We start from the raw sequence: 14,174 nt of genomic DNA, 5'->3' as shown, positions 1-14,174 counted from the left end.
GCCGGCGACGAGCACCGGGGCGGGTGTGCCGCGGGTCTCGCACGCGGCGCCACGTTTCGCCATCGCTTTGGAAAACGTTTTTCAAAGAATAGGGAGTTTTCTGACGTCTGACCAGTGCGGGATTTCTATGAGTCATCTCTAAACGAGCGGTGTGAAGATACGACTCAGGTTCAGGTCTGAGTTAATCGTTTTTTACCCGTGCCGTGGTTCGTCGCCGGGACGCGCGGCCGCGATGGTTTACATTCGTCGCTTGAACCTCGATCCGGACACCTGCAATGACACCCGGCAACCTGATATCGAGCCCGCTGGGCGACATCCTCGTGCGCGTGGAAGACGGCTGCCTGACGGGCCTCTTCTTCGTCGGGCAAAAGTATTTCCCGTCGATCGCGATCGCGAACAACGATCTGCCCGTGTCACCGGTCGCGCAGCAGGCGCGGGAAGAAATCGCCGAGTACTTCGCCGGCGCGCGCACGACCTTCTCCGTGCCGCTGCATCTGCGCGGCACCGAATTCCAGCGGCGCGTGTGGAAGGAATTGCTGGCGATCCCGTTCGGCGCACTCGCCTCCTACGGCGAGCTGACGCAGCGCATCGGCCTGCCCGTCAGCGCCGCGCGCGCAGTGGGCGGCGCGGTCGGGCGCAATCCGGTGTCGATCATCGTGCCGTGCCATCGCATCCTCGGCGCGACGGGCGGCCTCACCGGCTATGCGGGCGGCATCGACAGGAAGCGCGCGCTGCTGTCGCTCGAAAGCGCCGGCCGCCGGTCCGCCGCCGACCATCCTGCGCAATACACGCTGGCGCTTTGATTGGCGCGCTTGGGACGGCGCCGCGTGCGTCCCGTCAGCCCGCCATGACGATGCGCCGCGACGCCCGTTTCGCGAACGCGCCGGGCGTGACGTGGAATTTCTGCTGGAACAGCCCGATGAACGACGACGTCGAGTCGTAGCCCAGTCGCGCCGCCACCGCGCCGACCGCCTCGCCGCCCTCGAGCAGCGGCAACGCCGCCAGCAGACGCACGGCCTGCCGCCATTCGGTGAACGACAGCCCCGTGTCGTGACGGAACAGGCGCGACAGCGTGCGGCGCGTCGCGCCGACCTGCTGCCCCCACGCGTCGAGGCTGCGCGCGTCGCCGGGGTCGGCGTGCAGCGCGCGGGCGATCTTCAGCAGGCGCGGATCGCGCGGCAGCGGCACGGTCAGCGGCGCCGGCCGCAGGCGCTGGATGCGATCGGCGATCAGGCAGACGAGCGCGCCGTCCGGGCCGGCTTCGTCGTAGTTCACCGGCAGTTCCGCGGTCGCGACGACCAGTTCCCGCAGCAGCGGCGTCATGCACAGAATCCGGCATGCGTCGTCGAAGCCGTCGCCGACGATCGCCTCGTCCAGATACAGGCTGTGGAACGCGACGCAGTCGCGCGTCGCGACCGCGTGCGGCACATGCGGCGGAATCCACATCGCATAGTGCGGCGGCAGCAGATGGCGCCCGTGCGGCGTGTCGACCTCGATCACGCCCGCCGTCGCATACATCAGCTGCGCCCACGGATGGCAGTGCGCCTCGACGCTGACGTGCCCCGGGATCTCGAATGCGCGGACGAACAGCGGCCTCGGCAGCCGCGTCATCGCCGGCACCGGCGGGACAGCATAGGGTTGGGCCGATTGTCCTGCCAGCAGCATAAGACGTCCTCCGAATGCCATTCCGTGCACGGGCGCGGTGATACCTTGACGCACCTTCACCCGACACGGCATGTGTTCATGAGCGCGCACACTACCACCAATCGCAAAACCGTCACCTCGATCCGCGCGACGAAAGGCGCCGGCAGCCTCGTCTCGCTGACCGCCTATTCGACGCCGATGGCCAGGCTCGTCGACGCCTTCGCGGACGTCATCATCGTCGGCGATTCCGTCGGCATGGTGCTGTACGGCATGCCGAGCACGCTCGGCGTCACGCTGGACATGATGATCGCGCACGGCGCGGCCGTCGTGCGCGGCGCGCAACAGGCGTGCGTCGTCGTCGACCTGCCGTTCGCGACGTATCAGGAATCGCCCGCGCAGGCGTTCCGTTCCGCCGCGCGCCTGCTCGCCGAGACCGGCGCGCAAGCCGTGAAGCTCGAAGGCGGCGCGGAGATGGCCGACACGATCCGCTTCCTGACCGAGCGCGGCGTGCCCGTCATGGCGCACATCGGACTCATGCCGCAACAGGCGAACGCGACCGGCGGCTTCAAGGCGCAGGGGCTGGAGCCGCGCGCGGCCGAACGCATCTTCGATGCGGCGCGCGCGGTCGAAGCCGCCGGCGCGTTCAGCGTCGTCATCGAGGGCACCGCCGAAGCGCTCGCGCGCCACATCACGGCCGCGCTCGCGATTCCGACGATCGGCATCGGCGCGTCGCCCACATGCGACGGCCAGGTGCTCGTGACCGAGGACATGATCGGCGGCTTCGACGCCTATACGCCCCGCTTCGTGAAGCGCTACGCGGATGTGAACGCCGTGATGCGCGACGCGATCGCGCAATACGCGCACGACGTTCGGCACAACGCGTTTCCCGACGCGCAGCATTGCTTCGGGGTCGGCAAGCCGCTGCAGTTGCACGGCGCGACGGACGACGCGCGCGCCGCGTGATCCCGACGCATGCGTCGGCGGCGAGCGTCACGCCCGCCGGCGCAGCGCATGCGCGACCGGCGCATTCGCCTCGAACTTCGCGCGATGCGTCGAGAAGAACGTCCGCACGTTGCGCACGTTCGACGCCTCGGTAAACAGCCGTCTCGCGAACGCGTCGTAGTCGGCGACGTCCGCGAGATCGGCGATCACGACGAAATCCGGCCCCGGCGACACGCGGTAGCACTGCGTGACCGCCGGTTCCGCGCACACGTATTGCTCGAACGCGTCGTAGTCCTCCGCCGTCTGCCGGTCGAGGCTGATCTCGATGATCGCGGTGACCGCCGAGCCGATCATCTGCTGATCGAGGATCGCGATCTGGCGCCGGATCACCCCCGCGTCCCGCAGCCGGCGCACCCGGCGCAGGCAGGTCGGCGGCGACGACAGCGCGCGCTCGGCCAGCTCCAGGTTCGACACCGACGCATCGTCCTGCAGGATCGCGAGGATGCGGAGATCGAGATCGTCGAGGGTCACGCTGGCCAAGGGGCCTCCCGTTCTTTCAGGCTGAAATTTAATTTCAGCATGATACGCGACGATCCTCTCGTTTCACCATTACCATATTTTTGAAATTTAATTCCATTTCATCGCCTCTACCATCGCTGTCATTGATCGAAACAGCACCTTCTACGGAGCGCGATATGTGTGGAATCGTCGGGGCGGTGGCCCAGCGGGACATCCTGCCGAATCTCGTCGATGGCCTGAAGCGGCTCGAATACCGCGGCTACGACTCGTGCGGCGTCGTCGTGTACCGCGACCGGGCGCTCGCGCGGGCGCGCAGCGTCGACCGCGTCGCCAACCTGCGGCGCGAGATTGCCGAGCGCGCGCTGTCCGGCTACACCGGCATTGCGCACACGCGCTGGGCGACCCACGGCGCGCCGGTCACGCTCAACGCGCATCCGCATTTCTCGCCGGGCGACGACGACGCGCGCATCGCGCTGTCGCACAACGGCATCATCGAGAACTGCGACGCGCTGCGCGCGGAGCTCGAAGCGCACGGCTACGTGTTCGCGAGCCAGACCGACAGCGAGGCGATCGCGCACCTGATCGATCACCTGTACGACGGCGACCTGTTCGATGCGGTCCGGCGCGCGGTCACGCGCCTGCGCGGCAGCTACGCGATCGCGGTGATGTGCCGCGACGAGCCGCACCGCATCGTCGGCGCGCGCAACGGCATGCCGCTCGTGGTCGGCGCCGGCGACGGCGAGAATTTCCTCGCGTCCGACGCGATCGCGCTGGCCGGCATCACGGACCGGATCGCCTATCTGGAGAACGGCGACGTCGCCGACGTCCAGCTGCATCGCTACTGGATCGTCGATGCGAACGGCCAGCGCGTGGAGCGCGCCGTGCAGCGCGTCGCCGCGCACAGCGGCGCGGCGGACCTCGGGTCGTACCGCTACTACATGCAGAAGGAGATCTTCGAGCAGCCGCAAGCGGTGGCCGATACGCTGCTCGACGTCACGTCGATCATGCCGGAGCTGTTCGGCGACCACGCGTGGCGCGTGCTGAACGACGTCGATTCGGTGCTGCTGCTCGCGTGCGGCGGCAGCTATCACGCGGCGCTGACCGCGAAGTACTGGATCGAGAGCCTCGCGAAAGTGCCGGCCAGCGTCGAGATCGCCAGCGAGTTCCGCTATCGCGACAGCGTGCCGAACCCGAAGACGCTCGTCGTCGCCGTGTCGCAAAGCGGCGAGACGGCCGACGTGCTGGGCGCCGTGCATGCGGCCAAGCAGACGGGCATGCTGCATACGCTCGCGATCTGCAATGTGGCCACCAGCGCGCTGATGCGCGAATGCGCGTTGCAGTTCGTCACGCGCGCGGGCATCGAGATCGGTGTGGCGTCGACGAAGGCGTTCACCACGCAGCTGGTCGCGCTGTTCCTGCTCGCGCTGTCGCTCGCGCAGGTGCGCGGCCGGTTGAGCGACGACGACGAGAAGCAGCATCTGCGTGCGCTGCGTCATCTTCCGGATGCGATCGCGAAGGTGCTGGCGCTCGAACCGCAGATCACCGGGTGGTCGGAACTGCTCGCGCGCCGGGACAACATGCTGTTCCTCGGACGCGGGATGCATTACCCGATCGCGCTGGAAGGCGCGCTGAAGATGAAGGAGATTTCGTACATTCACGCGGAGGCTTATCCGGCGGGGGAGCTCAAGCATGGGCCGCTTGCGCTCGTCAGCAACGAGATGCCGGTCATTGCCGTCGCGCCGAACGACATGCTGCTGGAGAAGCTGCGGTCGAACATGCATGAGGTCAGCGCACGTAACGGCAGGCTGTTCGTGTTCGCCGATGTCGATTGCGGGTTGGCGCCGGGTGAAGGAATCGATGTGATTCGGCTCAATGAGTACTACGGGCCGCTTTCTCCGATCCTGCATACGGTGCCGATGCAACTGCTCGCGTATCACGCGGCGATTGCGCGAGGGACGGATATTGATAAGCCGAGGAATCTCGCGAAGTCGGTGACGGTGGAGTGAGCAACCGACTTTCGTGTCAGGGCAGCTGTTCGCGAGAAATGAAAGCGTTCCCGGAGGGAGTCTCCTTTGGCGGAGTGGCCCGCCCCGTAAGGCGGGGAACGCTTCCAGAGGGCAGATCGAAAGCTGCACCAGTGAACTTCCGAAATCGTCATCAAAACGATAGCGAAACCGCTCCCCGCAAATTCATGTACGACTGCGGCACGCACGAAGCCAAAAAAACTGCAACATCGATCCCAGCACAAAAACACCCAGCCACGCGGCGAGTGATCCGCGCACGATTGGAGATTCGGGGCCATTCGCGAGGGGATGACCAACCGGCAGTCGTGTCAGCGTCTCGTTGATCCCGGGGACCAACAGCAGAAAGAAGCTGAACGTGAATGCGACCTGGGATAGGTACAGCCGCGCACGCCCCAGGACTTCGATTCGCGGGACGAGCAGTCCGCCCGATGTTGCGAGCAGCGCCAGGATGCCGAGTGCGTGCCCGACATTGAAGCCGCCGGTACTGGACAAACCAAACGACGTGAACACGGATACCACCATCCCTGCCAGGTAAATCCTGGCGGACCGGGTAGTGCTATCGATCTTTTGATATCTGGCGAAGCTATAGAGACCTGCGGCGACCGTCACCAGGCTGACAATGGTGTGACCCGCGCCCAAAGGGGAAATGGGATGAGGCATAGGACGATGACTCCTTCTGAAGGTGTGGCCCCGGATCGCCGTGGCGCTGGCGACACGGGAGAACGCAAGGGGTCGATCAATACTCGCAAAGTAGCGAGCTAGTTAGTCGGTTCAACAATTCGAAGCATGCGTCCGCTTCAAGCTTCCAGGGAATACCAGGCGACGTCGTTGTCGTCGACCACACACTTCACGACGCGCTTGGCAATGAGGTAGTTCATGCAGGCCACCGCTTCGCCGGTCGCGAGACTCAGTTGCTGCGCATCCTGTTCCCCGATGGGGCGGCCGAACAGAGGGGCGAACGCGTCGACGATCCGTTGGGGCCCGGCCGCCAACGATTGGCGCAGTCGATCCAGGGCGCGGTCCTGTCCGGATTTGAGCGATGCCAGGCGTTCATGCAAACCGTAGAAGGGCTCGTTGTGAGAAGGCAGCACAAGCACATCATTGGGCACGCCGTTCATCAGCTTGCCGAGCGACTCGTACCACTCCTGCAGCGGATTGGCTTGCGGCTCGCTGGCGAACACCGACACATTCGACGAAATCTTCGGTAGCACCTGATCGCCGGAGATCAGCAGCTTCAGATCGGAGCAGTACAGGCAGACATGCTCAGGCGAGTGGCCACCGGTTGTGATGATCCGCCAGTCGTGCTCGCCCAGCCGAACCTGGTGGCCGTCCTGCAGTCGCCGATAGCTCTCAGGCAGCGCATGAATATGCTTGCCGAAGCTGCCGAAGCGGCTGCGATAGCCCTCGATGGCAGGCTCCGACCACCCCGCGCGCCGATGAAACAGCACGCCGTCACGAGGGGCCTCGCGGTTCGTGTCGGCATGCACGACCCGGCAGGACAGGTATTCGAGGCGGCTCATGTGCAGCGGTACGCCTGTGCGACGCGTGAACCAGCCTGCCAGACCGATGTGATCCGGGTGCATGTGCGTGGCGTACACGCCTTGGAGCGGCCTTGCCAGAGGCCCCTGCGCCATTAACGCCAACCAGTCGGCCACGGTGTCAGGAGAGTTCAGGCCGGTGTCCACCAGCACCCATCCGTCGGGGGTGTCTATGGCCCATACGTTGATGTGATCGAGCTTGAACGGCATGGACAGCCGGATCCAGCGCACACCGGTGGCGACCTCGACTGTGTGGCGCGGCAATGGAGGGTCGAATGGGTACAGAAGTGCCATGGCGTCGATCGAGGGAGTCAAATTCCCATGAGTCCACCCGTCCAGAGTGTGGCTTGACCACTCACGTAGCCGGACTCGGGAGTACAGAGCAGAGAGACCGCACCGACGCCGTTCGGCGCGCCCGGTGCGTCACCATGGGATCGTCATGCATAGTGTCAAGGGGGCATCATGCAACGTGGTTCGATACTAGACAGAGAGTCGTGCGCACACTGGTCCGTGGAGCCAATTCGCCGGTCCGCGCAGCATCCGGGATTTCCCTCTGGACGGCGCTGCGGCGCACGCCTAAGCTTTCCCGAAGCATGCAAGCCCCTCCTTTTATGCCTTCCCCCGTCGTCGCCCCCGATCAGCCGAGCGTCATTGCAGGCTACGCGCTGGCGATTGCGCGCGCGCTCGAGCACAACGGCGTGGACGCGCGCCGTGTGCTGCGCGCGGTCGGGCTCACGGAAGCCGTGAGCAACGACCCTTTGCAGCGCCTTGCGTCGAGCCAGGTCACCACGCTCTACCGAGCCTGCGTCGAGGTCACACATGACCCGTACTTCGGCCTGACCGTCGGGCGCTTCATCCACGTGTCGAACATCCACGCGGTCGGCTATGCGCTGATGGCCAGTCGCACCCTGCTGGACTTTTGCCTGCGGCTGGAGCGCTACTTCGCGATCGTCTCGCAGTCCGCCGCAGTGCGCGTCGAGCGCAACGCGCAGGAGGTTGCACTGCGCTTCGGTCATCAGACGAACCTGTGCGGCGAGACCGAAGACGCCTTCACCACGTTCCTGCTGCGCTTCATGCGCCTGTTGTACCGGCAGGATTTTTCGCCACTGCACGTGGAGCTGCACCACGCCTGTCCGAGCGAGGGGCCGAAGCCGTACACCCAAGCCTTCGGCGTGGCGCCGACTTTCGGTCATGACGAATCCGCGCTCATCTTCACAGCCGCGGCGATGGAAGATCCGTTGTCGGGCGCCTGCGCCGAGCTCGCTCAGTACAACGACGAGATCGCCACCGAATACCTTGCCAAGCTGGACCATGCGGACGTGACCGCGCGCGTGCGCGCCAAGATCATCAAGATGCTGCCCGCGGGCGACTGCACGCGCCGCAAGCTCGCGCAGGATCTGTGCATGAGTCAGGCGACGCTGCAACTGAAGCTCGCGCAGCGCGGCACGAGCTTCCAGGACCTGCTCGGCGAGACGCGCCGCGAGCTGGCACTGGGCTACCTCGCGCAGCGCAGCCTGTCGGTGACCGAAATCACCTTCCTGCTCGGCTTCACTGACACGAGCAATTTCGCGCGCGCCTTCAAGCGCTGGACGGGCACGTCGCCAACGCTTTACCGGGCCAAGCTGCTACGGCGCGACGCGGCGGATTAGCGCGTGCGCGCCACACAGGTTGCACCGAGAAGCACACACTGATGCGAGCGATCTGGTTCATGACAGGGCCTGCCTTTAACAAGGCGGCCCTGTCATGCTAGAAAGCGTGACGGATGCCCAGCATGGCCGCTGTCGTGCTCACGCCCGGCGCCACGGGCTGGCCAAACGTTATTGGCTGGGTCATCGTTCCCCGGTTGTTCACGTGCCCCACCTGGCCGTAGACGAGCGTCGCTTTCGACAGACTGTACTCCGCGCCGACGGCAACCTCGGTCGACTTGTTGGCCGAGTTGTTGCGGTCCTTCAGGTAGTACACGCCACTGGTCACCTTGAAGGCAGGCGAGAACTGGTAGCCGAGGCCGGCCGAATACAGGTCGAGGCTGACCAAGTCAGAATGCGCCGGATTCCTGCCGTTCGAATACGATGCGGAAATCGAGAACGCGCGGTACGTGTATAGCGCGCCCACGTAGAAAAGGCGGTTATTGGCAAGTCCGGTGGGTACAGTCTTCGGGCCGGGATTCGTATCGTGGCCAATGTAGTAGCCAGCCGCAAAACGAAGGCCATAGTTCGAGTATTTCAGTACGACGGACTCCCGCGTGCCTCCCTGGAAGCTGCCCGGTACACCTCCGGGTGCATACTCGAGTGCCGCGGACAGGCCGGCGAACTTCGGCGATTCATAGACAATCGCATTGCTGTCGTACAGCGCGCCAATCGGCGCGTTGGTGCTGATGCCCTGCCAGCCGGCAGCCTGGTTCATGCCGAGCCACCCAGTCAGCGTGCTGCCGAAATAGTGAGCCCCCCGCACGTCCGTATCGGCCATTGCATAGGCAATCGGCACGATCTGTCGACCGAAGTTTAGTGTACCGAATGGTCCCGACACGCCTACGGTCGCGATCTGGTTGAACTGTGCCACCGCGCCCGGCGTATCGGCCAGGTTGAACTTGCCGGTGCCGCTGTCGAACTCACCTTGCAGTTTGAAATTGACGTGATACCCGCCACCGATGTCCTCCGATCCCTTGAGTCCCCAGGCGCTCGCATAGATACCGCCGTCCTTGTAGCGATAGACCTTGCCAAGGTTCGGCGCCTTCGGGCTCAACGTGGCCGCCGACGTGCTTTGATACAACACCCCGGAATCGATGACACCATACAGCGTCACCGACGACTGTGCGTGTACTGCACCACCTGTTGCCGCTAGAACGGCCGCAGCTATCCATTTCAGTTTCATTGCGTCTCCGGTTCTTTTGCTTTGAAGCGGCCTGTTGCGACCGCCGTACGTACTGAACACTTCAGATGCTTCGCCTCAACGCCAACTTCGCTCGGCGTAGACCTCCTGGCCTTGCTTTTTAACTAGTTCGGTTTGCTAAATTAATCAGAGTTTCCCATCTACTATCCGTGTAAACGGAAGCACCCGAAAACCCACGTGACGACACCAATCGGGATCTCCGTTCCGGCCAAAGTAATCCGGCGAGTCAGCTGGTTGCGCTTCATGCCGTCGTCCACGCAGCAAATCCGGAGCGCGACCAGCAAAACGCGGAACGTGCTGGCAGCGACAGCGACGAGGCCCAAAACAGCCTTGACGAGGACACGTATTGGAACTCGCCACATGCGCATCAGCAGCAGCATCCCCGTGCAATGCAATTCAGCCCCTTGGCCAAAACACTATTCCTGCGCGGCAGCGGTCGCCGGTCATTTGCGATCAACATTCGGTCTTCGGGATGGAATGAGTCCGGACGCGAAAAACGTCTGTTGTGCGGGCCCTTTACGCACCGCCAAACGGTTTTTGCACGATCAGCTTGTTGGTCACGGAGGTCACCCCCGGAACGCCCTTCACGATCTCCGCAACCTCATTGACCTGCGAAGCGTCCGTGACTGTGCCGTTCAGCGTCACCGCGCCGCCTCTTACGACGATGCTGATATTGCCGGCGCTGATCTTCTTGTGCTTGGCGATGGCGGCATACACCTGCCGGCGCAGCGCGCGATTGGCTTTCCTTGCGCTGACCGGCGCCGCTGCGCTTTCCACAGCGGATGCAGCCGGCATGCCGGTAGGTGCACTGGCCGTCTGGCCCGGCTGCGACCATGCGTTGCCGGACGCGGCCAGAATCAATGCGGCAATCGCCAACGCGCGCGCCTGAATACTTTTCATCGAATGCTCCAGTTGTTATGAAGGACGGAATCAAAACGGCATGACCATGAGTCGACTCCTGCTTACATGTCACATGGAACTGCCTAGCTGACCCTGCGCTTCATGTTCTGCCAGTACCTTTCCTTGACCACGCGCCGCAGCACCTTGCCGACCACCGAGGTCGGCAATTGCTCGACGAACACGAGCGACTTCGGGGCCTTGTAGCTGCCGAGCTTTTCCTTCGCGTGCGCGATCAGTTCGGCGGCCTCGACCGAGGTGCCGGGACGCAGCAGCACTTCCGCATGCACGGCCTCGCCCCACTCGGGATGGGGAACGCCAACCACGGCGCACATCATGACGGCCGGATGGGAGGCCAGCGCCGCTTCGACTTCGATCGCATAGACGTTGAAGCCGCCACTGATGATCATGTCTTTCAGACGGTCGACGATGTGCAGGTAGCCGTCCTCGTCGATGTAGCCGAGGTCGCCCGATCTCCAGGCCCCGTCGGCAAACTCGGCGGCCGTCGTTTCCGGATTGTTGTAGTACCCCTTGATGACGGCTCGGCTGCGGATGCGGATTTCGCCGAACTGGCCCATCGGCAGCGGTTTGCCCCGCTCGTCGGTCACATAAACTTCGACGCCCGGCGTCGGCCGGCCGGCCGAAGACAGGCGCTCGCTGCCGCCCTCGGTCTTCTGTCCGATCTCGTGCTCGGCCTTGTCGAGCGTCGACACGAACATCGGGACTTCGGTGGCGGCATAGACCTGCGCGAAGATGGGCCCGAAGCACGCGATCAGTTCTTCGAGCTTGGCGGGACTCATCGGTGCGGCGCCATAGATCAGGGTGTTCAGCGAAGAGAAATCGCGTGGGTCGGCGCGCTGCAATTCGAGCAGACGGTACAGCACGGTCGGCACCAGGAACGAATGTGTCACGCGCTGCTGTTCGACCGTTTGCCGCCATTGCTCGAGATCGAGCTGATTGAGCGTCAGGTTGGCGCCGCCGGCATAGAAAGTCGGTACGAAACCGACCAGCGTGCCATGCGAGAGCGGCGCCACATGCAACATGCGTGTGCGGTCGTTGAAGCCGAAATCCGGGTTGCCGAAGCCGCCGTCGCGGCAAGCCATCAGATTGTCGATCGAGTACATCGCGCATTTCCCCTGGCCAGTCGTGCCGCCGGTGAAGCGCAACATGAAGATGTGCTCGTCATCGTCCAGCTCGACGTTGGCGTCAAGCTCAGAGGCTGCGTCGACCAGGCTCCAGAACGCGCGCACACCGGGGCGCGTGGCCTGTTCCGGCGTCGGGTCGTCCATGACGACGATCTCGCAGCCCGCCGCACGCAACATTGCGTAGTAGCCATCGAGCAGGCGCGTTTCGATAAATACGACCTTCGGCTTGACCAGTTCGATCTGACGCGCATGCTCTTCCGACGCGTCGCGCAGGTTGGTCATGACCACCGTGCCCTCCTGCTTGAGGACGGTCGGCAGCATCATCAGGCTCAGGTTGTCGTTTTCCAGGATGAGCAGGAACTTGTCGCCTTTGCCGACCCCGAGCGCGTTGCGCAGCGCATCGGCAATGCGGTTGGTCAACAGGTGGTAATCGCGGTAGCTGTAGCTGCGACCGCGCTCCACATTGACGATCGCTTGCCGGTCGCGAAAGCGCAGCGTCATCAAGCGCATGATGCGGCAAAAGTTCATCTTCATGGATTTGTCTCCTTCGTTCTTTTGCCCTCCCTCTTCTTTAGAGGAAGGGCGGCCCTGTCGCCGGCGCAGTGCGTTCAGCGCGCGCGCAGGCGTGACGCTGCGTCCAGGCGGATCGTGTGCGCGTTGAGGTAGGCGTTCTCGATGATGAAAGCGCAGCAGTGCGCGAACTCGCGCATGTCGCCAAGGCGCCTCGGGGCTTCGATCTGCGTCTTCAACGCAGCGACGATCTTTTCGTCGAGCGTCTGCACCATCGGCGTCAGGAACAGGCCGGGCGCAATGGCGTTGACACGAATGCCGACGTCACCGAGCTCCCGCGCCGCCGGCATGTTCATGCCTAGCAGCGCCGCCTTGGAGGCGGCATAGGCGACTTGACCGATCTGCGCCTCGTACGCGGCACCCGACGAGATGTTGATGACCACGCCGCGCTCCTCGCCTGCTTACGGTTCGTTCCTGACCATCTGCTCGGCGCATTTCGACATGACGTTGAACACGCCGTTGACGTTGACCGCCGTCACCTGCGCGAACTTGGCCAGCGGCGTGGCCTTGCCTTCCTTGCCCAGCACCTTGCACGGCGTGGGCAGCGCCGCGCAATTGATGCAGACGTGAACCGTGCCGAAGCGGGCAGTCACGGCGGCCACCGCGTTCTGCACCGATTCCTCGCTGGCGACGTCGGTTTGCACGAACATCGCGTGTTCGGCGCCGACCTCCTCGACCGCCTTGGCGCCGGCCTCGGCGTTCAGATCGAAGATGGCGACGCGCGCGCCTTTTTCCTGTACCAGGTAGCGTGCTGTGGCGAGGCCGAGGCCCGAAGCGCCGCCGGTAATGACGATGACTTTTCCTTCAATACGCATGATTTTTCCTGTGGCTATGATTCTTAGAACGCCGGCACGCCGGTCAACGCGCGGCCGATAATGAGTTGCTGAATCTGGGTCGTGCCTTCCGGAATCGGTGCGATGATCGCCTCGCGCGCGAGCTTCTCGACGAGGAATTCGGTCGTGACACCGTTACCCCCGTGGATCTGCACCGCATCGCGGGCGATTTTCACGGCTGCCTCGCAGGCGAAATACTTGGCCATCGCCGCTTCCATCTCGGCCGGCACGCCGGCTTCGATCATCGACGCTGCGCGGTAGGTCAAAAGGCGCGCAGCGTCCACGTTGGTCGCCATCTCGGCCAGCATCGCCGAGATCAACTGGTGACCCGCGATGACCTTGCCGTGCTGACGGCGCTCCTTTGCATAACGAACCGCTTCTTCAAGCGCGCGGCGAGCGATGCCCAACCCCTGGGCGGCGACGAATACGCGCGACCGCTCGAACAGCGAGAGCGTATTGCGCAGCCCCTCGCCTTCGTTGCCGATCATGTTGGAGGCCGGCACGCGCACATCGGTCAGGAAGATCTGCGCGGTGGACTGGCTGTTGAAGCCGATCTTGTGGATGCCGCGTACTTCGTACGGATGTTCCTTGCGGTCGAGCAGGAAATGGGTCAGCCCCTTGCGCGGATCGTCGCTGGTGCGGCAGGTGCAGATCAGGAAGTCCGAGTACTCGCCATTGCTGATCCAGGTCTTTTCGCCGTTGATGATGAAATGGTCGCCATCGCGGCGTGCACGCGTTTTGATCTCCAGCACGTTGGAGCCGACGTCGGGTTCCGAAATACCCATCGAGACGAAACTGTCTCCGCTCAACAGGCCGGGCAGGTAGCGTTCACGCAGATGCGGGGGCGCGACCTTCTCGAGCAGCACGACGCCGAACGAGTTGATCAGCACCGGCACCGACAGGTCGGCCGAGGTGGTCGCCACCTCCTCGAACAGCATCAGCGACGTCAGCCAATCCAGGCCCATGCCGCCGTTGGCTTCGCTCGCGATGCCCGACACCAGCCCGAATTCCGTCAGCCGGCGCATGATGTCGGCCATCTTGTCGCGCGGCACGAACTTGTCGCGATATTGCTTGCTGAAGATCGGATCGATCTCGGCATTGAGGAAGCGCTTCAGTCCGTCGACGGCTGCCTGCTGCTCTTCGGTGCGGAATACGTGTCCCATCGTGGACTCC

13 protein-coding genes and 1 pseudogene are annotated in these 14,174 nt (G+C 64.0%); 4 read left to right on the top strand and 10 right to left on the bottom strand.

Going from position 1 to position 14,174, the window contains the following annotated elements:
- The first annotated feature begins 275 nt into the window (after positions 1-275).
- A complete protein-coding gene (locus B7P44_RS20080; protein WP_084907601.1) occupies positions 276-803 on the top strand; it encodes a methylated-DNA--[protein]-cysteine S-methyltransferase in 528 nt (175 codons plus the stop codon).
- A 34-nt stretch (positions 804-837) separates the two neighbouring features.
- On the opposite strand, the gene B7P44_RS20075 is transcribed toward B7P44_RS20080, so the two are convergent.
- Positions 838-1,665 carry an AraC family transcriptional regulator gene (locus B7P44_RS20075; protein WP_084907599.1) on the bottom strand — a complete coding sequence of 276 codons (828 nt, stop codon included), beginning with the start codon at positions 1,663-1,665 and terminating at the stop codon, positions 838-840.
- A 78-nt stretch (positions 1,666-1,743) separates the two neighbouring features.
- Here B7P44_RS20075 and panB point away from each other — a divergent pair, with 78 nt between their 5' ends.
- Positions 1,744-2,607, top strand: coding sequence for a 3-methyl-2-oxobutanoate hydroxymethyltransferase (gene panB, locus B7P44_RS20070; protein WP_084907597.1), 864 nt, complete (start codon positions 1,744-1,746; stop codon positions 2,605-2,607).
- Between the two features lie 27 nt (positions 2,608-2,634).
- On the opposite strand, the gene B7P44_RS20065 is transcribed toward panB, so the two are convergent.
- Positions 2,635-3,126: an Lrp/AsnC family transcriptional regulator gene (locus tag B7P44_RS20065; RefSeq protein ID WP_084907595.1), complete on the bottom strand. Its 492-nt coding sequence runs from the start codon at positions 3,124-3,126 to the stop codon at positions 2,635-2,637.
- A 155-nt stretch (positions 3,127-3,281) separates the two neighbouring features.
- On the opposite strand from B7P44_RS20065, the gene glmS reads away from it, so the two are divergent.
- Positions 3,282-5,111, top strand: a complete 1,830-nt coding sequence (gene glmS, locus B7P44_RS20060; protein ID WP_084907593.1) for a glutamine--fructose-6-phosphate transaminase (isomerizing) — start codon at positions 3,282-3,284, stop codon at positions 5,109-5,111.
- A gap of 183 nt (positions 5,112-5,294) precedes the next feature.
- Here the strand turns inward: glmS and B7P44_RS20055 are convergent, their stop codons facing one another.
- Both B7P44_RS20055 and B7P44_RS20050 read right to left on the bottom strand, forming a co-directional pair.
- Positions 5,295-5,789 (bottom strand): hypothetical protein, encoded by a 495-nt coding sequence (locus tag B7P44_RS20055; RefSeq protein ID WP_084907591.1) that lies wholly within the window; start codon positions 5,787-5,789, stop codon positions 5,295-5,297.
- A 137-nt stretch (positions 5,790-5,926) separates the two neighbouring features.
- Entirely contained in the window at positions 5,927-6,961 is a 1,035-nt protein-coding gene (locus B7P44_RS20050) for an MBL fold metallo-hydrolase (RefSeq protein ID WP_084907589.1), read from the bottom strand.
- A gap of 299 nt (positions 6,962-7,260) precedes the next feature.
- Between B7P44_RS20050 and B7P44_RS20045 the strand changes: the two genes are divergently transcribed.
- Positions 7,261-8,316, top strand: a complete 1,056-nt coding sequence (locus B7P44_RS20045) for an AraC family transcriptional regulator (protein WP_084907587.1) — start codon at positions 7,261-7,263, stop codon at positions 8,314-8,316.
- A 97-nt stretch (positions 8,317-8,413) separates the two neighbouring features.
- On the opposite strand, the gene B7P44_RS20040 is transcribed toward B7P44_RS20045, so the two are convergent.
- The 6 genes and pseudogenes from B7P44_RS20040 to B7P44_RS20015 form a co-directional block, all read right to left on the bottom strand.
- On the bottom strand, positions 8,414-9,538 hold the full coding sequence (locus B7P44_RS20040; protein WP_084907584.1) for a porin: 1,125 nt from the start codon (positions 9,536-9,538) through the stop codon (positions 8,414-8,416).
- A 161-nt stretch (positions 9,539-9,699) separates the two neighbouring features.
- Positions 9,700-9,936, bottom strand: a complete 237-nt coding sequence (locus tag B7P44_RS20035) for a hypothetical protein (RefSeq protein ID WP_084907582.1) — start codon at positions 9,934-9,936, stop codon at positions 9,700-9,702.
- 136 nt (positions 9,937-10,072) lie between these two features.
- Positions 10,073-10,456 (bottom strand): BON domain-containing protein, encoded by a 384-nt coding sequence (locus tag B7P44_RS20030; protein WP_084907581.1) that lies wholly within the window; start codon positions 10,454-10,456, stop codon positions 10,073-10,075.
- A gap of 83 nt (positions 10,457-10,539) precedes the next feature.
- On the bottom strand, positions 10,540-12,132 hold the full coding sequence (locus tag B7P44_RS20025; protein ID WP_167389813.1) for a class I adenylate-forming enzyme family protein: 1,593 nt from the start codon (positions 12,130-12,132) through the stop codon (positions 10,540-10,542).
- Positions 12,133-12,206: 74 nt separating this feature from the next.
- Positions 12,207-12,983, bottom strand: a pseudogene (locus B7P44_RS20020) (SDR family NAD(P)-dependent oxidoreductase).
- A gap of 23 nt (positions 12,984-13,006) precedes the next feature.
- A complete protein-coding gene (locus B7P44_RS20015; protein ID WP_084907579.1) occupies positions 13,007-14,164 on the bottom strand; it encodes an acyl-CoA dehydrogenase family protein in 1,158 nt (385 codons plus the stop codon).
- Between the last annotated feature and the right edge of the window lie 10 nt (positions 14,165-14,174).

It is taken from the genome of Burkholderia ubonensis subsp. mesacidophila, from assembly GCF_002097715.1.
Classification (GTDB): Bacteria; Pseudomonadota; Gammaproteobacteria; order Burkholderiales; family Burkholderiaceae; genus Burkholderia; species Burkholderia mesacidophila.
This window is presented reverse-complemented; position numbering and strand designations above follow the sequence as displayed.

Excerpts from the sequence above, each read along its gene's own strand:
- B7P44_RS20035 (WP_084907582.1), bottom strand. The coding sequence starts at position 9,936 with ATGCTGCTGCTGATGCGCATGTGGCGAGTTCCAATACGTGTCCTCGTC.
- B7P44_RS20080 (WP_084907601.1), top strand. The coding sequence starts at position 276 with ATGACACCCGGCAACCTGATATCGAGCCCGCTGGGCGACATCCTCGTG.
- B7P44_RS20045 (WP_084907587.1), top strand. The coding sequence starts at position 7,261 with ATGCAAGCCCCTCCTTTTATGCCTTCCCCCGTCGTCGCCCCCGATCAG.
- B7P44_RS20030 (WP_084907581.1), bottom strand. The coding sequence starts at position 10,456 with ATGAAAAGTATTCAGGCGCGCGCGTTGGCGATTGCCGCATTGATTCTG.
- B7P44_RS20025 (WP_167389813.1), bottom strand. The coding sequence starts at position 12,132 with ATGAAGATGAACTTTTGCCGCATCATGCGCTTGATGACGCTGCGCTTT.
- B7P44_RS20015 (WP_084907579.1), bottom strand. The coding sequence starts at position 14,164 with ATGGGACACGTATTCCGCACCGAAGAGCAGCAGGCAGCCGTCGACGGA.
- B7P44_RS20055 (WP_084907591.1), bottom strand. The coding sequence starts at position 5,789 with ATGCCTCATCCCATTTCCCCTTTGGGCGCGGGTCACACCATTGTCAGC.
- glmS (WP_084907593.1), top strand. The coding sequence starts at position 3,282 with ATGTGTGGAATCGTCGGGGCGGTGGCCCAGCGGGACATCCTGCCGAAT.
- B7P44_RS20075 (WP_084907599.1), bottom strand. The coding sequence starts at position 1,665 with ATGCTGCTGGCAGGACAATCGGCCCAACCCTATGCTGTCCCGCCGGTG.
- B7P44_RS20050 (WP_084907589.1), bottom strand. The coding sequence starts at position 6,961 with ATGGCACTTCTGTACCCATTCGACCCTCCATTGCCGCGCCACACAGTC.
- panB (WP_084907597.1), top strand. The coding sequence starts at position 1,744 with ATGAGCGCGCACACTACCACCAATCGCAAAACCGTCACCTCGATCCGC.
- B7P44_RS20040 (WP_084907584.1), bottom strand. The coding sequence starts at position 9,538 with ATGAAACTGAAATGGATAGCTGCGGCCGTTCTAGCGGCAACAGGTGGT.